A 16,138-nucleotide genomic window follows, 5' to 3' on the forward strand; every position below is an offset into this window, starting at 1 on the left:
ATGACCGATTCACGCCGCTGGCTATGGCTGGGTGGCTTCCTGCTTTTGGGGTGGCTGCTTTATCAGCTACACCCGGTTCTCTCGCCGTTCCTGATAGGCATGCTGCTGGCTTACCTCGGAGACCCACTGGTGGATCGCCTTGAGCGCCTGGGACTTTCGCGTACCTGGGGCGTCGTGCTGGTGTTCGGCCTGTTCGGACTGGTCCTGCTGGCGCTGCTGCTGGTCCTGTTGCCCATGCTCGGTCGTCAACTTTTCCGCCTCTACGAGGTGGCGCCGCAGATGATCGACTGGCTACAGCAAACGGCGTTGCCCTGGGTTCAGGCCAAGCTCGGCCTGCCCGGTGAATTCTGGCGCTTCGACCGTTTCAAGGCGGTGATCAGCGGCCATCTCGGCCAGACCACGGATTTCGCCGGTACTCTGCTTGCCAGCGTCACTGCCTCGGGGCTGGCGCTGCTGGGCTGGCTGGGCAACCTGTTGCTGATCCCCGTAGTGGGCTTCTATCTGTTGCGCGACTGGGATCTGATGGTGGCTAAGCTCCGTGGCTTGCTGCCGCGCAATCGTGAGTCCCTGGTTGTCGGGCTTGTAGGTGAATGTCACGAAGTGCTGGGGGCCTTCCTTCGCGGCCAATTGCTGGTGATGCTGGCGCTGGGCCTCATCTATGCCGTCGGTCTGATGCTGGTAGGGCTCGATCTGGGATTGCTGATCGGTTTGCTGGCAGGCCTGGCCAGCATCGTGCCCTACATGGGGTTCGTCGTCGGCTTCGGTGCCGCATTGATTGCCGCTCTCTTCCAGTACGGCGGTTTCGAACTCTATCCGCTGGTCGGCGTCGTAGCGGTCTTCACAGTGGGACAATTGCTCGAAGGTATGCTGCTGACGCCGCTGTTGGTGGGTGATCGTATCGGCCTTCACCCAGTGGCAGTTATCTTTGCGATACTTGCCGGCGGCCAGCTGTTTGGCTTCACTGGTGTGCTCCTGGCTCTGCCAGTTGCAGCGATCATCATGGTTTTGCTGCGCCATGCGCATGATTTCTATAAACTTTCCGACCTTTACGGACAGTCGAGTAGCGGTCCAGACGACCCTTCCAGTACGGCATGACACCGATCCAGCTTCCCCTGAGTGTGCGTCTGCGTGACGACGCCACCTTCGCCAACTTCTATCCCGGCGCCAACGCCGCGGCACTCGGCTATGTCGAGCGCCTGTGCGAGCCTGATGCGGGCTGGACCGAAAGCCTGATTTATCTCTGGGGGGGCGAGGGCGCCGGGCGCAGTCACCTGCTGCAGGCCGCCTGCCTGCGTTTCGAGCAGCGCGACGAACAGGCGATCTACCTGCCCATGGACGAACTGGTGCACTACGGTCCGGAAGTCTTCGACAACCTGGAACAGTGTGAACTGGTCTGCCTGGACGACCTGCATGCCCTGGCCGGTCGGCCGGAATGGGAAGAAGGCCTGTTCCACCTGTTCAACCGCCTGCGCGATGCCGGTCGAAAGCTACTGCTGTCTGCCAGCAAATCGCCGCGCGAATTGGGGGTGAAGCTGCCTGACTTGAAGTCGCGCCTGACCCTGGCGCTGGTGTTCCAGCTGCATGCGCTGTCCGACGAGGACAAGCTGCGAGCGTTGCAGCTGCGGGCCTCGCGCCGTGGCCTGCACCTGACCGACGAAGTCGGGCGTTTCATCCTGACCCGCGGCCCGCGCAGCATGAACCTCCTGTTCGATCTGCTGGACATCCTCGATCAGGCTTCGCTCCAGGCCCAGCGCAAGCTGACCATTCCTTTCCTCAAGGAAATCTTCGGCTGGTAGCCAACGCTTCGTGGGGTCGCTGAAGAAAAAGCCCGGATCTGAATCCGGGCTTTTTCGTTTCCGTGCAGGAATCACTCTCCCGCCAGCTTGCGATTGTACTGGAACCGCCATCGGGTATAGAGCAGGGCGGCGCAGAACAACAGCAGGCTGAGACCGGCTTCCAGCCAGCCGAACAGGCTGCGCGCCGGATCGATAGCGGCGAGTACGCCCTGGATGAAATAGAGGTTAACCACGAAGCAGGCCCAGGCATGAGCACGAGCGTTGCCGAGGATCATGCCGGGTGCCAGCAGCGCCAGCGGAACCAGCAGGATGGCCAGGACCACCCAGGTCCGGGCGCCGTGCAGGTCGGCGAAGAACAGTGTGTTGACCGTAAGCAGTGCAGCCAGGGCGATGAAACTCACCAGGCTGACTACGCGGCTGGCCGTCATGCGCGGGGTCAGCCACGTCAGTTCCGGCAGTGTCTTGGGTTTCTTAGCCACGCGGAGCCTCCAGGCGTTGGGCGGTCTGCGCCAGGCGTTGACCCAGGGCGCGGCAGAGGGCGATTTCGTGCACGTCCAGTGGGCGCTTGCCATCGGCACCGGCGTGGTGGCTCGCGCCGTAGGGGGTGCCGCCGCCACGGGTTTCCAGCAGCGCCGACTCGCTATAGGGCAAGCCGGTGACCAGCATGCCGTGGTGCATCAGTGGCAGCAGCATGGACAGCAGCGTGGTTTCCTGGCCGCCGTGCAAGCTGGCGGTCGAGGTGAACACTGCCGCCGGTTTGCCAACCAGTTCGCCGGTGAGCCAGAGGCTGCTGGTGCCGTCGAGGAAATACTTGAGAGGGGCCGCCATGTTGCCGAAGCGGGTGGGGCTGCCCAAGGCCAGGCCAGCGCAATGGCGCAGGTCGTCCAGTGTGGCGTAGAGCGCGCCGTCGGCAGGAATGTCCGGGGCAACCGCTTCGCACTCGGTGGACACTGCCGGTACGGTGCGCAGACGTGCCTCCAGACCGCTCAGCTCGATACCTCGGGCGATATGCCTGGCCATTTCGGCGGTGGCACCGTGGCGGCTGTAGTACAGGACCAGGATGTAGGGCGCGCTCAAGGAAGGATCTCCAGGACCTTCTCCGGCGGTCGGCCGACAACAGCCTTGTCACCTGCGATCAGGATGGGGCGCTCGATCAACTTGGGGTGCGTGGCCATGGCGGCGATCAGCTGCGCTTCGGAGAGGCTGGCATCGTCCAGTCCGAGGGCCTTGTACTCGTCCTCGCCGGTGCGCAGTAGCTGGCGGGCGGATAGCCCCAGCTTGGCCAGCAGATCACGCAGTTCGGCGGCGTTGGGAGGGGTTTCCAGGTACCGCACAATGGTGGGTGCCAGGCCACGGGCTTCCAGCAGCTCCAGGGCTCCGCGGGATTTGGAGCAGCGCGGGTTGTGGTAGAGGGTCAATTCGGTCATGTCGGGGGTCGCATGGGCTTGGTCGAGGCGGCTATTCTAACCGCGTCGTGGCGCCGGTCTGAACCGTGAGCTGCGCTTGCGGTCTGCTTAGCCTGGCCGGATCGATCTGAATCAAGGAGATGGAATGCGCCAACGCCTCACCGACGTCGTCGAATTCTGGCGCTTCCTGCTGCAGAGGTTCATTGCCGATCATGGCACCAACAGCGCAGCGGCCCTGACCTATACGAGCCTGTTCGCCGTAGTGCCGATGATGACGGTGACCTTCACCATGCTCTCGGCCATCCCGGCTTTCGAGGGGACGGGCGAGCAGATCCAGAGCTTCATTTTCCGCAACTTCGTCCCTTCCACCGGTGAAACCCTGCAGGAATACCTGCGTGGCTTCACGGTACAGGCCCGGCACCTGACATGGGTCGGGGTTGGCCTGCTGGTGGTAACGGCATTCATGATGCTGGTGACCATCGAAAAAGCCTTCAACACCATCTGGCGCGTGCGCCAGCCACGTCGAGGCGTATCCAGCTTCCTGCTCTATTGGGCGATCCTCAGCCTGGGCCCGTTGCTGCTGGGGGCGGGCTTTGCCGTCAGCACCTACATCACATCGCTGTCGCTGATTTCCGGTCCGGATGCACTGATCGGCGCCAAGACGCTGCTGGGCTTCATGCCGCTGCTCTCCAGCATTGCCGCTTTCACGCTGATCTACGCTGCGGTACCCAATGCCCGGGTACCCGTGCGCCATGCGCTGGTGGGCGGTGCCTTCACGGCATTGTTGTTCGAAGCCGCCAAGGCATTGTTCGGGCTCTATGTCAGCTTCTTTCCCGGATACCAGTTGATTTATGGCGCCTTCGCAACGGTGCCACTGTTCCTGCTGTGGATTTATCTGTCGTGGGTGATCGTGCTGTTCGGTGCCGAGCTGGTCTGCAACCTTTCGACTCCCTGGCACTGGCGACGCCGCGCATTGCCGCGCCTGCTGGTATTGCTGGGCATCCTGCGAGTGTTCCACGACCGACAATTGCGTGGCATGCCGGTTCGTCATCTCGACGTGCAGCGGGCCGGCTGGCATTTGCCGGAAGACGAATGGCTGGAAATGCTGGAGCTGCTGGAAAGCCAGCATCTGGTCTGCCGCGCCAGCGGCGGTAACTGGGTGCTCTGTCGCGATCTGGGAGGCTACAGTTTCTATCAATTGCTCGTTCATTTGCCTTGGCCGCTTCCACGGTTGAACCAATTGCCCGAGCATCTGGACGAGGAATGGTATCCGCCGCTGCGCACGGCCCTTGAGCTGCTTCAGGAAGAGCAGCAGGCCTTGTTCGGTGGCAGCCTGGCGCAGTGGCTCAAGCCGGGGAACGACTGACGAAATTTGTCAGTTACAAACGACGGAGCGTTTGCTGGACGCAACAGCGGCCCGTGCGATAGCGGGTCCGAGCGATTGGCATGCTTATGGCACTGACAGGGAAGAGGCCATCGAGTCGATGGCCAGGGGATGAGAGCGATGGGTAGCAAGAAAGACAAACTGGTCCGTCTGCACGAGCGCGCACCGCAACGGGCGCTGGAGGGACTCAATCGGGTGACCGGGCTGAGTTTCCGCCACTGGCCAGAGTCGCTGACACCTGTGGTCGTGCAGGAGGAATGGGAGAGTGCGGAGCTGTCGCTCCAGGAGAACAATCGGGCGCTGCCCGGCTGAGTTGCAGGTCAGGCGCGAGCCTGGCTCTTTGCTGGCTCGGCCAGTTCCACGGCCTGCACGAAGAGTTCTTCCACCAGCAAACCCTTGATTGGTACCGCCGAGCGCAGGCGCACCTGCATCAGCTCGATTTTCTGCTTGAACGGCACGCGGGCGATGCCCGCCAGTAGAATCTTGCCCTTGGTATTCAGCCTGCCGTGATCCACCGCGACCTCGCGGCGTTGTCCGCCGTCCATATAGCTCACCAGCAGCGAGACCGGCAGATCGGTCATTCCGGGCAGGTGCAACCAGGCCGCGACATTGAAATCAGCCACCCTTCCCTCGAATGGGGTGAGAGTGGAGCGGGCGACTTCGATGATTCGGACAGGGACAGGGCCGATCAGGCTGTCTTGCTGTGGCATGGGGCATCCAGGCTGGGAAAGGTACGCTCGTACCGATAGGGCAGGATTATAAGCAGCCATTCCCTTGCGTACTGTGCGCCTTGGCCCCCGCTGGGCGTGACCCGTCTCGCAGTTTGACTACTCAGGCAAGTTGCAGGGGATAGCGCGCCACCATCGACGAGGCGAGATTGGGCTCCGGTAGCGTCACGATGGCCTGGTTGTTCACGCTGGCCAGTTGAAGCCAGAGATTCTCCCCTTCGACGAATTGTTTGCAAGGCAGCCACAGGCCGTGGTGCCAGCCGTTACCGGGCTCCGGCGTGCTTTGCAGGACGCCTGGGTGGGTCTGGGCGCTGGGCGCGCGGCGCAGCCAGACAGGACGTGGCAAGCCTTTGAGGTAGCGCAGGCCGAGGTGCAGGCCTTCGCTGTTCTGGTAGCGCCAACGTACCAATGCGAGAACCGGCGTGCTTTGGTTCCGCACCAGGACCAGTTGCCCCACCGGAAGTTGGCTGCCCAGGTCACCGTGACAGAGCAGGCGGGTGCCGCCAGGGCTGGCGTCCAATAGTTGTGCATCGCAACGACCAGGATGCTGTGCCAGCAAATCGGCATGAATGGCAGCCAGGCTCACGACCAACTGGCAACTTCCTGATTGCTCCGTGCGTGGGTGACGGCGCTGCTGGCGCCCCAGCCAGTGCTGGCGAACCCTCTCCAGAAGCTGGTGTTCGGTTTCACTGCGCAGGGGGGCGGGTTCGTGCACGGCGATCAACAAGGCGCCCAGCTCGAAGCGGCGCAGATAGCCGTTGGCGCCATCCGGGCGCTGGTCCAGTGGCAGGCAGGGTTGGGACTCGGTCAGGTCTACTGTCGGACCGCCGTTGTTGTCTTCTTCATCCCAGGGCAGGAGTCGCGCCAGGTTGGCAAGCGGCGCCAGGGCGCCGAACAACAAAGGGCATTCGCCTTCACTCAAATGGAATGGGTTGCTGAGCGCCAACAGCAGCATCTGCTGGTAGAGCCCGCGCAAGGTATTGGCAGGCGTGGGGCGGAAAGCGGCTGCGACTGGCTCATCCAGGCAGTTCTGGTGCTCACCTATCCAATAGAGCAGATGGCTGTCACGCCACAGTCGTGGGTTGGGTTCCTGATAGAGCTGGTAGTGACGCAGTTGGGTCTGGGCGAGGAAGTGCTGGGCCATGTACAGGCACCAGGCCAGATGTGGGCGCGATGGCTGATGGCCCTGGAGGATCTGTAGCAGCAGGCGTTTGAATCCGCAGGCCAGCTCGTTGCAGAGCTTGACGAATAGCGTGGGGGGCACCTTGCGGTCGTGATTGGCCTGAGCGTAGTGGCGAAACTCCTCGCTGAAGCTTTGCAGCACGCGTTGCCTTTCGAGTAAGGTCATTGCGCTGCGGTTGAGCCTGAACAAATGCCCCAGGAGCTGCTGCAGGGCACTATCCTGAGGAAGCTGGCGCGCTTTCGCGAGGAGGGTCGGCACACTTGCCAAAGAAGTGCTGTTTTCCTCAAGGATGTCTGGCACTTCCAAGCGCAGGGCATCCAGCGTCATATCAACCCCGCGTAAACGAGGACCGAATGCATGGGATCGCGACTCCAGGCTGTTTTGGGGGTATTCGCACTGATGGGCGCCGGCCTGCTCCTGGCCAGCTGCTCGGACGACGTAGGTGTCGATCAGCATGGGCAGAAGGTAGCGGTTGAGCGCCTCGAAGGCCAGTGGCTGGTTATCAATTACTGGGCGGAATGGTGTGCGCCGTGCCGCACGGAGATTCCCGAGCTGAACGCATTCGCTGAACAACAGCGGGACAAGGGCGTGAAGGTGTTGGGCGTCAACTTCGATGGGCTTCAGGGCGACGAACTCGGCCAGGCCGCGCAGAAAATGGGCATCCAGTTCACTGTGCTTTCGGAGGACCCCGCCAAGCGATACGACCTGCCGCGCAGTGAAGCATTGCCTGTCACCTACATCATCGATGCTCAGGGCAAGATGCGGGAGCGTTTGCTGGGTGAGCAGAGCGCTGCAGGCCTGACTGCACGCTTGGACGAGCTGCGCAAGGGAGGCTAGGACGATGGCTCGAATCTGTTTGCACGGCTACGTGAGCGGCACGGTGCAAGGCGTCTATTACCGTCAGTCTACCCAGGAGCAGGCTGACCAGCTGGAGCTGGATGGCTGGGTGCGAAACCTGGCGGATGGCCGGGTCGAGGTGTTGCTGGAGGGAGAGGAGGACGCCGTGCGTGCGTTGGCTGCCTGGTTGGAGCAAGGGCCTGCAGAAGCAAGGGTGACGGGCGTCGAGCTTCAGGAACAGCCGGTACAGGGCGTTACCGGCTTCATCGTGAGACGCTGAAGTCACGAGGTGGGAGCGAGCCAGGCTCGCTCCTCGCGCAAGTCAATCCGAATCGCCGGGATCGGCAGCCAGTCGGCCGGCATCTTTCATCAGCGAGTGAAGAAACTCCTGCTGCAGTTCCGGATCGTTGCGGGTCAGTTCGATCAGGCTCTGCTCCAACTCGCTGGCTTCTTCTTCGAGGCCCAGTTCCGACAGACGCTTGACCCGGTGGACCCACTGCGGGACTTCATCGTCTTCGAGGTCTTCGAAGATCAGCGCATGGGCCTCCATCAGCTTGCCGCGCAGAGCGTGGCTAATGCCGAGGTTGGCGTCGGCGCGGGCGTTGTCCATCGGGTCCTCGACGCTCAACTGGAGCTTTCCGATGCGGCTGATGTCCTGGTCGGCGAAGGGGCCGTCCAGCAGGTTCAGGCGCAGGATTCCGTTGCGGTCGGTAGCCAGTTCATGGGTGTGGTCGCCCAACTTGACCAGTACCGGGCGCTCGGCCCAGGGCAGGCTCGAATACTCCATGCGCTTGTCCAGCTGCTTCTCGTCGATGCTGGCAAGGTTCTGCTCGGAGCGACCATTGGATTCGACGTTCATCGCCGGGTTGAGGCCGGCGAAGCCGTAGCTGATCCAGTCTTTGGTGGCGGTATCCGGCAGGCTGCCGAGTAGTACCACGTTGAGCACGTTCGCGCCGACGCCTGCGACCACCGCAACCGCACCCAGCGGGACCTCGTAGAGCTCCCGCCAGGGCTGGTAGGGCGTATAGCGGTCGTAGTGACGGCTGACCTCGAACTCGGTGACTTCGAAAGTCTTCTGCTCGTTGATGCGGATGCGTCGCTGCGGTAGTTCCAATACCTGTGGATCACCAACGTCGATCTGCAGGCTGTGGTTGAGCAGTTTGCGCTCGACACGCTCCTCGTGCTCGCTGCGCTGTGGCAAATGATTGGCACAGCCGCTGAGGAAGAGGGCGCCGCACAGGGCGGCGCCGACGAGGTAATGGGAACTACGCTTGGACATTTTTTAGATCAGCGATTCACGCGGGCGGTGATGAAGGACAGAACCTCAGCAACCGGCACATTATGATTGTCGGTCTCGCGGCGGTTCTTGTATTCCAGGTTGCCTTCGGCCAGGCCACGCTCGCTCACGACGATGCGGTGCGGAATGCCGATCAGCTCCATGTCGGCGAATTTGACGCCGGGGCTGGTCTTCTTGTCACGGTCATCCAGCAGTACGTCGACGCCCGCTGCGCGCAGCTCGGCGTAGAGCTTGTCGGTGGCTTCCTTGACGGCCGGAGTCTCGTACTTGAGCGGAACCAGTGCGACTTGGAACGGCGCCAGAGCCTCGGGCCAGAGGATGCCGCGCTCGTCGTAGTTCTGCTCGATGGCTGCGGCCACAACGCGAGATACGCCAATGCCGTAGCAGCCCATGATCAGGGTCACCGGCTTGCCTTGCTCGCTCAGTACGTTCAGCTTCATGGCTTCGCTGTACTTGGTGCCCAGCTGGAAGATATGGCCGACTTCGATGCCGCGCTTGATTACCAGGGTTCCCTTGCCGTCCGGACTCGGGTCGCCAGGAATCACGTTACGCAGGTCAGCGACTTCCGGCAGCGGCAGATCGCGCTCCCAGTTCACGCCGAAGTAATGCTTGTCGTCGATGTTGGCACCGATGCTGAAGTCACTCATCAGGGCCACGGAACGGTCCACGATGCAGGGCAGCGGCAGATTCATCGGGCCAAGCGAGCCTGCGCCGGCGCCGATGGCCTGGCGCAGTTCGGCTTCGCTGGCGAACACCAGCGGGCTGGCAACCTGTGCCAGGTTGGCTGCCTTGATTTCGTTCAGTTCGTGGTCACCACGGACGATCAGGGCGACCAGCTTGCCTTCTTCGGCACCGTGGACGACCAGCGTCTTGATGGTTTTTTCGATCGGCAGGCCGAAGTTTTCCACCAGATCGGCAATGGTCTTGGTATTCGGCGTATCGACCAGCTTAAGTTCCTGGCTGGGCGCAGGACGTTCGGTCTCACGCGGCAGGGCTTCGGCTTTCTCGACGTTGGCCGCGTAGTCGGAGCTGTCGCTGAAGGCGATATCGTCTTCACCGGACTCGGCCAGTACATGGAATTCGTGGGAACCGGTGCCGCCGATGGAGCCGGTGTCGGCCAGTACGGGGCGGAAATCCAGGCCCAGGCGGCTGAACACGTTGCAGTACGCCTGGTGCATGCGGTCGTAGGTTTCCTGCAGCGACTCCTGGTTCATGTGGAAGGAGTAGGCATCCTTCATGATGAATTCGCGGCCGCGCATCAGGCCGAAGCGCGGACGGATCTCGTCACGGAACTTGGTCTGGATCTGGTAGAAGTTGAGCGGCAGCTGCTTGTAGCTGTTCAGCTCGTTGCGTGCCAGGTCGGTGATGACTTCTTCGTGGGTCGGGCCAACGCAGAAGTCGCGCTCATGGCGGTCCTTCAGGCGCAGGAGTTCAGGCCCGTATTGCTGCCAACGGCCGGACTCCTGCCACAGCTCTGCAGGCTGCACGGCAGGCATCAATACTTCCAGCGCACCAGCGGCGTTCATCTCTTCGCGGACCACCGTCTCGACCTTGCGCAGCACTCGCAGGCCCATTGGCAGCCAGGTGTAGAGGCCGGAGGCAAGCTTGCGGATCATGCCAGCGCGCAGCAGCAGCTGATGGCTGATCACCACGGCATCGGTGGGGGTTTCCTTGAGGGTAGACAGCAGGTACTGACTGGTACGCATGTTTGGCCGTTTTGTCGGTTGCGATGGGTTTGAATGGCTCGGCATTGTACGGCGCAGATCAAGTGGCGTACAGGATTGCGGTCCGGTTGAGGGAGGAGGGCGACGTAGTGAGTCTTACAGCGACAGAGGTCCAGGCACTGATTCGCAATGGGGTACCCATGGCGGAGGAAATCGATCTGCGGATCGAGCGGATGGACGATCGGGGTACGTTGGCCAGGGTGCCGTTCCAGTCCAGATTGGTGCGTCCGGGTGGAACTCTGTCCGGTCCCACGATCATGGCGCTGGCTGATGCCGCCATGTATGCAGTAGTGCTGGGCAGGTTGGGGGAAGTTGAAATGGCGGTGACGTCTAACTTAAACATCAACTTCCTGGCCAGGCCCAAGCCGGTGGATCTATTTGCAGAGGCGCGGATACTTAAACTTGGTCGGCGTCAAGCGGTATGCGAAGTATCACTTTATTCATTGGGCGCGGAAGATGACCTTGTGGCGCATGTAACAGGCACTTATGCCTTGCCGTTCCTGGTTAAAGTTTGAGCAGTTGATTGGTGGCGATTTGATCAACTCGAGAGTCAAGTTCTTCCGCCCAAAAAGAAACCCGGCCTAGGCCGGGTTTCTTCTATCACTTACGTGTACACAAAGGATATTACAGGATATCCAGCGGGTACTCGGTGATTACGCGGATTTCGTCGTTGGCAGTGCCGCCAGCGGAGCCGAAGAAGGCCATGTCGCTGTTGGCGCGCCAGCTGGCGTGACGAATGCGGATGGACAGGTCTTTAGCTGCGCCTTCCTGAACCACGTACTTGGCTTCGATATCGCGTTCCCATTCCTTGCCATCGTCGCCGATCGCACCCGCGAAGGCGCCATTCGGGTCGGCCTTGGTGCCGTCAACGTCTTCACCGGTGATGTAGCGAGCCATGAAGCTCAGGCCGGGGATGCCGAATTCAGCCATGTTCAGGTCGTAGCGAACCTGGATGGACTTCTCGTTCGGGCCGTTGAAGTCGGAGTACTGAACCGAGTTGGCCAGGAAGATGGAGTCGCCGGAGTTCTGGCCGTCCATCGAGATGTAGTCGAAGGGCTCGTCGCCGTTCACTTTCTGGTAGGCCAGGGTGAACTTGTGAGCGCCGAGGGAGTAGGCGGCAGCAGCGGACCAGGCGGTGGTATCCAGGTCGCCGGCGATGGCGTCGCCCTTGTCGGTGGTGCGGTAGACGTTGAAGTCCAGGTTCAGGGCCTGAGAGTCAGAGAACGGAATGTTCCAGTTCAGGTTGCCGTAGTACTGGCGCCAGATGTCTTCCAGCTCGGCACCGTACAGGCTGGCGCTGACGTTGTCGTTGAAGGAGTAGGAGCCGCCTACGTAGTCAGCGCTGTTGCTGGCGAGACCGGTGTAGGTGGTGGTGATTTCGCCGTGACGGTTGGTGGAGGCGCTGCCGTCGCGAATGGAAGTGAAGTGACCTGCGTCGATGTTCAGGCCTTCGAGTTCGCTGCTGGTCAGCTGGAAGCCTTCAGCGGAGCCCGGGAACAGGCGCGCGGTACCGGTTGCGAATACCGGAGCGGTCGGGAACAGGTTGCCGTACTTCAGCTGGGTGTTGGACACCTGCATCTTAACGGAGCCGCCGGCGTAGGAGTAATCGTCCTGGGAACGGCCGTCGGAACCGGTGGGGAGCAGGCCGGTACCGTTGGTGCCGTTGCCGCTGTCCAGTTTCAGACCCAGCATGCCGTGGGCGTCAACGCCGAAACCAACAGTGCCTTGGGTAAAGCCGGACTCGTACATGGCGCTGATGCCATGGGCCCATTCTTTACGGTAGTTCTGGCTGGTGTTCGGGTTGTTACGGAAGTCGCGGTAGAAGAAGAAGTTCTTGTTCAGAAGAGTCAGGTTGCTGTCTTCTACGAAGCCCTTGGACTCTTCCTGGGCGCTGGCAAAAGCCAACTGCATGCTACCGGCGGTCACGGCCAGAGCCAGTGCGCTCCACTTCATCACTTGCATTGTGATTGCTCCTTTGGTTTTGAAGATTCTCGCCGCTTTCTTATTAATGGAAGGCGGTTCTTTCTTTTTGTGTCGGCGCTAACTTATAGCACGGCGACAATATTGGCGATAGTTGAAACCGGGTCCTTACGATTTCTTCACAGTGCTGTCGCAAATCGAGAAGACCTGTGTCGCATATCTATAGGTTTGGCCTTGCATCCCTTCACCCCCTATGTATCCAAGGCACTTTGCGAGCGGGCGCCCAATGACGTAGTTCCCGGCGTCGCGTGTGACCTGGCACCTGCCAAGCAACAAACGTGCACAAAACGTAAGGGGTGGAGATAAAACTCGCTACGTCTACGTGGTGCGCTCGTTCCAGCTCCTCTAACCCCTGATCCATGTGTGGTTGCTGCAGAATAATGTGCCCTGAAATGAGGCATTCTGCATGCCGGCTGGCTCTTGACAGGCAAGAGTGCAGGAGTTGAAGAGACCACCGCCCCCAGTCTTCAGTAGGCGGGCGTAACCAGGGGTGTGGCGAGAAGTAACGCGGTGTTGGGTTTGAGCAGTTTTGGTGCGTGTGGCGACAATCCTTCCTTTATATAGCCAGGATGTCATGGTGAGTTCCGCTGGGCGTTAGCCTTGGCTATGCTGCGCGACCCCGTGGCGGTCGCCTGGTCGTGATGGGGTGTTAATCTCGAATTCCCTACAGTCGAACAGGAGAGGCCAGTATGTTCGCCCTGGACCCAAGACTTCAGCAGGATACCCTGCCCATCGGTGATTTTCCCCTGTGCCGGCTGCTGTTGATGAACGATGCTCAATACCCCTGGTTCATCCTAGTGCCGCGTCGTGAGGAAATCAGTGAGCTGTTCCAGCTCGGCGTCGATGAGCAGCGCCAGCTTTGGCAGGAAACGACATTCCTGGCGGAGACCCTCAAGGACACCTTCGGCGCTGACAAGATGAACGTTGCTACGTTGGGCAATGTAGTTAGCCAATTGCACATGCATGTGATCGTGCGTCGTCGTGAGGATGCTGCCTGGCCGGCGCCTGTCTGGGGGCGTCATCCAGCTGTGGCTTATTCGTCCGAACAGGTGGCTGCCATTCGCTCAAAGCTTCGCTTGGTGCTGGCGGATGATTTCCATTTCGTGGGGGAGTGAGTCATGAGCCTTGAAATGCGGATTGCCGACCTGGAGAGCCGACTCGCTTTCCAGGACGACACCATTCAGACCCTCAACGACGTTCTGGTTGAGCAACAGCGGCTGGTGGATCGCCTGCAGCTACAGGTGGCGGTACTGGCCAAGCGCCAGGAGGAGCTGCTCAGCCAGTTCGGGCCGAGTGAGGATGAGGCACCGCCACCGCACTATTGAGTGACCATGAAAAAGCCCGCCATTCGGCGGGCTTTTTCGTTCTGCTTTAGCGTCGGCTGGGTAATGCAGCGATTACGTCTTCGGCCTGCAGACCTTTGTCGCGCTGGATGACCGAGAACTCCACGCGCTGGCCCTCGATCAGTACACGGTGACCTTCGCCGCGAATGGCACGGAAGTGGACAAAGATGTCATCGCCGGAGTCCCGGGAGATGAAACCGAAACCCTTGGAGGTGTTGAACCACTTCACCGTACCGGTTTCACGGTTGGACATGTCCTGGGGCAGCAGTGGAGCCTGGGTGACCTTGTGCAGGTTGATACAGAGGTGCAGCACAACGGCTACGATCACAGCCAGGAGGCTGACGAGGATTGCTGGCTGCTCACCGATCATCGGTAGCGGGGCCAGGAGGATCAGAGTTTGCAGGACGACCGCCAGAGCCAGAAGGGCGGAAACCAGGCTTTGCAGCTGATTGCGCAGCCCCTTTGCCCAGACTGGAACCACGGGTGCCAACAGAAGATTGAGCAGGCCGGAGAAGGCCAGATACAGCGCATCAGGTTGTTGCAGGTAGGGCAGGGCGTCGGCGCGCAGGCTGGGAATGAAGGACAGCAGCAAAGCGGCAGCGCCCGTCAACAGATGGACGATTTTCAGGATGTTCAATGGATTCACCTTGGAAACGGAATCTCTAACGAAAGAGCCGGGCCACGCGAGATGAAAAAGGCATGGGCATCGGCCTATGCCGCAAGTCTTTGGATCGACTTGCGGCACCGGCTGTATTTAACAGCAAAGGAGAGGGCTACTCAAATCAAGCGGTTAGCGCTGCTTCAGGTGCTGGTGGATGCACTTGATTACGGCCATTGCGCTTGGCTTGGTAGAGCGCATCGTCAGCTCGTGTGATGAAACTTTCCAGGGTATCGCCCGGTTCCGCCAGTGCCAGGCCGAAGCTGGCGGTGATGGTGTCGAGCACCTGGTCGGTGCGGCGGACCTTTACACGTAGCGCCTGCATCTTGCTGCGTAGTTGCTCTGCGAAGACGCGTGCTGCCTCCAGCCCCTGGCAGTCGCGCAGCACAACGCAGAACTCCTCGCCGCCGTAACGACCGGCCATGGCGCGCGGAGGCAGCAGTTCACGCAACAGCTGGCCCACATGCTGGAGCACGCGATCTCCCAGCGGGTGGCCGAACTGGTCGTTGAATTGCTTGAAGTGGTCGATATCCAGCATCACCAGCGCCAGTCCTTCCTGGTCGCTTTTCAGTGATTGTTCCAGCAGGCGAGTGAACGCCTGGCGGTTGAATACCTGGGTCAGGCCATCCAGAGTGGCGGCCAGTTGCGCGCGCTCCAGCTGATTGCGCAGATGCTGAATTTCCGCCTGGGCGGCACGCAGGCGATAGAGGAACTGTTCCTGCTGCTCCTGCATCAGTTGGGTGCTCTCCTGAAGGTGGTTCAGGACGCTGGGGAGGTCGTCGATTATGGGTTCGTGCAGGGCTGCCAGGCCCGCTGTCAGGCTGCTCTGGTAAGCGTGGCTGCCGTTGACGCTGCGGCTGACATCACCCTCGATATCGTCGACAAGGTCGATGACTTGTTGCTGGCCATGGCGTGCTTCTTCGAGTTCGCCACGAATGATGTACTCGCGGAACAGCTTGAGGGCTGATTCCGGCGGGAAGGCGTCGAAGTCGTTGGTAATCTTGTCCAGGCGGCGATTGAGGTCCGGCTGCGCACCCTGGCTGTAGCTGTACCAGAGCGCGTAATGCACTGGGTTCGGCGGAATCGCATGGCGCACCATGTGGGGGACCGCCTGCTTCAGCAGATCGGCCGCCTCACGCGTTTCTTCGGGGAAAAGCTCAAGCAGCGACGGATGTTTCGGAGGCTGGCTCATGCACTTCACTGTGGCGAGATATCGAATTGCCAGAGCATAGAACAGGCAGTCTTTCGCGCATAGCGAAAGGCCCGGTTTCCCGGGCCTTTTTGATTTGCCTCGACGTCAGGCGGCGAGCAGGCTGCGGAGCATCCACGCAGTCTTTTCGTGAACTTGCATGCGCTGGGTTAGCAAGTCGGCGGTGGGTTCATCGCTAACCTTGTCCAGCAGCGGGAAGATGCCACGGGCGGTGCGCACCACGGCCTCCTGGCCCTGCACGAGCTGCTTGATCATGTCCTCGGCAGACGGCACGCCTTCTTCTTCCTTAATGGAAGACAGCCGGGCGTAGGCCGCGTAGGTGCCGGGTGCTGGGAAGCCCAGGGCGCGGATTCGCTCGGCGACGGCGTCCACTGCCAGGGCGAGTTCGTTGTACTGGCCTTCGAACATGAGGTGCAGGGTGTTGAACATCGGCCCGGTAACGTTCCAGTGGAAGTTGTGGGTCTTGAGATAGAGGGTGTAGGTGTCGGCCAGCAGGCGGGACAGGCCCTCGGCGATGGCTGCACGATCCTGCTCGGCGATTCCGATGTTGATTTCCATACCAGTTCTCCTCTCGGTAGCTTGTGGCCCGCAC

General features: G+C 61.0%; 20 protein-coding genes and 1 pseudogene. 9 read left to right on the plus strand and 12 right to left on the minus strand.

The genetic code is table 11. From position 1 onward, the window contains the following. Nucleotides 1-1,095 (plus strand): AI-2E family transporter, encoded by a 1,095-nt coding sequence (locus D6Z43_RS26375; RefSeq protein WP_120654926.1) that lies wholly within the window; start codon nt 1-3, stop codon nt 1,093-1,095. Then, nucleotides 1,092-1,796 (plus strand): DnaA regulatory inactivator Hda, encoded by a 705-nt coding sequence (hda, locus tag D6Z43_RS26380; protein ID WP_044873840.1) that lies wholly within the window; start codon nt 1,092-1,094, stop codon nt 1,794-1,796. The genes D6Z43_RS26375 and hda overlap by 4 nt, the downstream gene beginning before the upstream one ends. Before the next feature lie 71 nt (nt 1,797-1,867). Here the strand turns inward: hda and D6Z43_RS26385 are convergent, their stop codons facing one another. From D6Z43_RS26385 to arsC, 3 genes are read right to left on the minus strand one after another with little or no spacing between them, the layout of a single operon-like run. After that, a complete protein-coding gene (locus D6Z43_RS26385; RefSeq protein WP_120654927.1) occupies nt 1,868-2,275 on the minus strand; it encodes a DUF2069 domain-containing protein in 408 nt (135 codons plus the stop codon). Then, the gene (wrbA, locus tag D6Z43_RS26390) at nt 2,268-2,873 is read right to left on the minus strand and encodes an NAD(P)H:quinone oxidoreductase (RefSeq protein WP_120654928.1); all 606 of its coding nucleotides are present in this window, start codon (nt 2,871-2,873) and stop codon (nt 2,268-2,270) included. Before wrbA ends, D6Z43_RS26385 begins: the two co-directional genes overlap by 8 nt. Continuing rightward, nucleotides 2,870-3,223, minus strand: a complete 354-nt coding sequence (gene arsC / locus D6Z43_RS26395) for an arsenate reductase (glutaredoxin) (protein WP_120654929.1) — start codon at nt 3,221-3,223, stop codon at nt 2,870-2,872. Before arsC ends, wrbA begins: the two co-directional genes overlap by 4 nt. Nucleotides 3,224-3,347: 124 nt before the next feature. Here arsC and D6Z43_RS26400 point away from each other — a divergent pair, with 124 nt between their 5' ends. Beyond that, entirely contained in the window at nt 3,348-4,568 is a 1,221-nt protein-coding gene (locus D6Z43_RS26400; protein WP_120654930.1) for a YihY family inner membrane protein, read from the plus strand. Nucleotides 4,569-4,706: 138 nt separating this feature from the next. Next, complete coding sequence (locus D6Z43_RS26405) at nt 4,707-4,898, plus strand: hypothetical protein (RefSeq protein WP_120655372.1); 192 nt, start codon at nt 4,707-4,709, stop codon at nt 4,896-4,898. 8 nt (nt 4,899-4,906) lie between these two features. Here the strand turns inward: D6Z43_RS26405 and D6Z43_RS26410 are convergent, their stop codons facing one another. Then, complete coding sequence (locus D6Z43_RS26410; protein WP_120654931.1) at nt 4,907-5,296, minus strand: hypothetical protein; 390 nt, start codon at nt 5,294-5,296, stop codon at nt 4,907-4,909. A gap of 121 nt (nt 5,297-5,417) precedes the next feature. Then, nucleotides 5,418-6,824: a PilZ domain-containing protein gene (locus D6Z43_RS26415; RefSeq protein WP_120654932.1), complete on the minus strand. Its 1,407-nt coding sequence runs from the start codon at nt 6,822-6,824 to the stop codon at nt 5,418-5,420. 30 nt (nt 6,825-6,854) lie between these two features. On the opposite strand from D6Z43_RS26415, the gene D6Z43_RS26420 reads away from it, so the two are divergent. Beyond that, nucleotides 6,855-7,334 carry a TlpA disulfide reductase family protein gene (locus D6Z43_RS26420; RefSeq protein ID WP_120654933.1) on the plus strand — a complete coding sequence of 160 codons (480 nt, stop codon included), beginning with the start codon at nt 6,855-6,857 and terminating at the stop codon, nt 7,332-7,334. Between the two features lie 4 nt (nt 7,335-7,338). Continuing rightward, nucleotides 7,339-7,614 carry an acylphosphatase gene (locus D6Z43_RS26425; RefSeq protein WP_120654934.1) on the plus strand — a complete coding sequence of 92 codons (276 nt, stop codon included), beginning with the start codon at nt 7,339-7,341 and terminating at the stop codon, nt 7,612-7,614. Nucleotides 7,615-7,656: 42 nt separating this feature from the next. On the opposite strand, the gene D6Z43_RS26430 is transcribed toward D6Z43_RS26425, so the two are convergent. Then, nucleotides 7,657-8,613, minus strand: a complete 957-nt coding sequence (locus D6Z43_RS26430) for a hypothetical protein (RefSeq protein ID WP_120654935.1) — start codon at nt 8,611-8,613, stop codon at nt 7,657-7,659. Between the two features lie 8 nt (nt 8,614-8,621). Beyond that, a complete protein-coding gene (locus tag D6Z43_RS26435) occupies nt 8,622-10,337 on the minus strand; it encodes a proline--tRNA ligase (RefSeq protein WP_120654936.1) in 1,716 nt (571 codons plus the stop codon). A gap of 158 nt (nt 10,338-10,495) precedes the next feature. Here D6Z43_RS26435 and D6Z43_RS26440 point away from each other — a divergent pair, with 158 nt between their 5' ends. Beyond that, complete coding sequence (locus tag D6Z43_RS26440) at nt 10,496-10,870, plus strand: PaaI family thioesterase (protein ID WP_256660924.1); 375 nt, start codon at nt 10,496-10,498, stop codon at nt 10,868-10,870. Nucleotides 10,871-10,979: 109 nt separating this feature from the next. On the opposite strand, the gene D6Z43_RS26445 is transcribed toward D6Z43_RS26440, so the two are convergent. Continuing rightward, nucleotides 10,980-12,317, minus strand: coding sequence for an OprD family porin (locus tag D6Z43_RS26445; RefSeq protein WP_120654937.1), 1,338 nt, complete (start codon nt 12,315-12,317; stop codon nt 10,980-10,982). Nucleotides 12,318-13,024: 707 nt separating this feature from the next. On the opposite strand from D6Z43_RS26445, the gene D6Z43_RS26450 reads away from it, so the two are divergent. Then, complete coding sequence (locus D6Z43_RS26450; RefSeq protein ID WP_120654938.1) at nt 13,025-13,450, plus strand: HIT domain-containing protein; 426 nt, start codon at nt 13,025-13,027, stop codon at nt 13,448-13,450. A gap of 3 nt (nt 13,451-13,453) precedes the next feature. Further along, entirely contained in the window at nt 13,454-13,660 is a 207-nt protein-coding gene (locus D6Z43_RS26455; RefSeq protein ID WP_120654939.1) for a SlyX family protein, read from the plus strand. A gap of 46 nt (nt 13,661-13,706) precedes the next feature. Here D6Z43_RS26455 and D6Z43_RS28010 read toward each other — a convergent pair whose 3' ends face one another. The 4 genes and pseudogenes from D6Z43_RS28010 to D6Z43_RS26470 all read right to left on the minus strand — a co-directional run bounded on the left by D6Z43_RS28010 (nt 13,707) and on the right by D6Z43_RS26470 (nt 16,104). After that, nucleotides 13,707-13,931, minus strand: coding sequence for a cold shock domain-containing protein (locus D6Z43_RS28010; RefSeq protein WP_162945915.1), 225 nt, complete (start codon nt 13,929-13,931; stop codon nt 13,707-13,709). Nucleotides 13,932-13,988: 57 nt separating this feature from the next. Further along, nucleotides 13,989-14,423, minus strand: a pseudogene (locus D6Z43_RS28595) (cold shock domain-containing protein membrane protein); the annotation flags it as partial. Between the two features lie 37 nt (nt 14,424-14,460). Next, entirely contained in the window at nt 14,461-15,528 is a 1,068-nt protein-coding gene (locus D6Z43_RS26465) for a GGDEF domain-containing protein (RefSeq protein WP_120654940.1), read from the minus strand. Nucleotides 15,529-15,633: 105 nt separating this feature from the next. After that, on the minus strand, nt 15,634-16,104 hold the full coding sequence (locus tag D6Z43_RS26470) for a Dps family protein (protein ID WP_077524023.1): 471 nt from the start codon (nt 16,102-16,104) through the stop codon (nt 15,634-15,636). Nucleotides 16,105-16,138 lie beyond the last annotated feature (34 nt).

The sequence above is a fragment of the Pseudomonas sp. DY-1 genome, from assembly GCF_003626975.1.
Lineage (GTDB): Bacteria > Pseudomonadota > Gammaproteobacteria > Pseudomonadales > Pseudomonadaceae > Metapseudomonas.

Excerpts from the sequence above, each read along its gene's own strand:
- D6Z43_RS26375 (WP_120654926.1), top strand. The coding sequence starts at position 1 with ATGACCGATTCACGCCGCTGGCTATGGCTGGGTGGCTTCCTGCTTTTG.
- hda (WP_044873840.1), top strand. The coding sequence starts at position 1,092 with ATGACACCGATCCAGCTTCCCCTGAGTGTGCGTCTGCGTGACGACGCC.
- arsC (WP_120654929.1), bottom strand. The coding sequence starts at position 3,223 with ATGACCGAATTGACCCTCTACCACAACCCGCGCTGCTCCAAATCCCGC.
- D6Z43_RS26400 (WP_120654930.1), top strand. The coding sequence starts at position 3,348 with ATGCGCCAACGCCTCACCGACGTCGTCGAATTCTGGCGCTTCCTGCTG.
- D6Z43_RS26405 (WP_120655372.1), top strand. The coding sequence starts at position 4,707 with ATGGGTAGCAAGAAAGACAAACTGGTCCGTCTGCACGAGCGCGCACCG.
- D6Z43_RS26410 (WP_120654931.1), bottom strand. The coding sequence starts at position 5,296 with ATGCCACAGCAAGACAGCCTGATCGGCCCTGTCCCTGTCCGAATCATC.
- D6Z43_RS26415 (WP_120654932.1), bottom strand. The coding sequence starts at position 6,824 with ATGACGCTGGATGCCCTGCGCTTGGAAGTGCCAGACATCCTTGAGGAA.
- D6Z43_RS26420 (WP_120654933.1), top strand. The coding sequence starts at position 6,855 with ATGGGATCGCGACTCCAGGCTGTTTTGGGGGTATTCGCACTGATGGGC.
- D6Z43_RS26425 (WP_120654934.1), top strand. The coding sequence starts at position 7,339 with ATGGCTCGAATCTGTTTGCACGGCTACGTGAGCGGCACGGTGCAAGGC.
- D6Z43_RS26430 (WP_120654935.1), bottom strand. The coding sequence starts at position 8,613 with ATGTCCAAGCGTAGTTCCCATTACCTCGTCGGCGCCGCCCTGTGCGGC.
- D6Z43_RS26435 (WP_120654936.1), bottom strand. The coding sequence starts at position 10,337 with ATGCGTACCAGTCAGTACCTGCTGTCTACCCTCAAGGAAACCCCCACC.
- D6Z43_RS26440 (WP_256660924.1), top strand. The coding sequence starts at position 10,496 with ATGGCGGAGGAAATCGATCTGCGGATCGAGCGGATGGACGATCGGGGT.
- D6Z43_RS26445 (WP_120654937.1), bottom strand. The coding sequence starts at position 12,317 with ATGCAAGTGATGAAGTGGAGCGCACTGGCTCTGGCCGTGACCGCCGGT.
- D6Z43_RS26450 (WP_120654938.1), top strand. The coding sequence starts at position 13,025 with ATGTTCGCCCTGGACCCAAGACTTCAGCAGGATACCCTGCCCATCGGT.
- D6Z43_RS26455 (WP_120654939.1), top strand. The coding sequence starts at position 13,454 with ATGAGCCTTGAAATGCGGATTGCCGACCTGGAGAGCCGACTCGCTTTC.
- D6Z43_RS28010 (WP_162945915.1), bottom strand. The coding sequence starts at position 13,931 with ATGTCCAACCGTGAAACCGGTACGGTGAAGTGGTTCAACACCTCCAAG.
- D6Z43_RS26465 (WP_120654940.1), bottom strand. The coding sequence starts at position 15,528 with ATGAGCCAGCCTCCGAAACATCCGTCGCTGCTTGAGCTTTTCCCCGAA.
- D6Z43_RS26470 (WP_077524023.1), bottom strand. The coding sequence starts at position 16,104 with ATGGAAATCAACATCGGAATCGCCGAGCAGGATCGTGCAGCCATCGCC.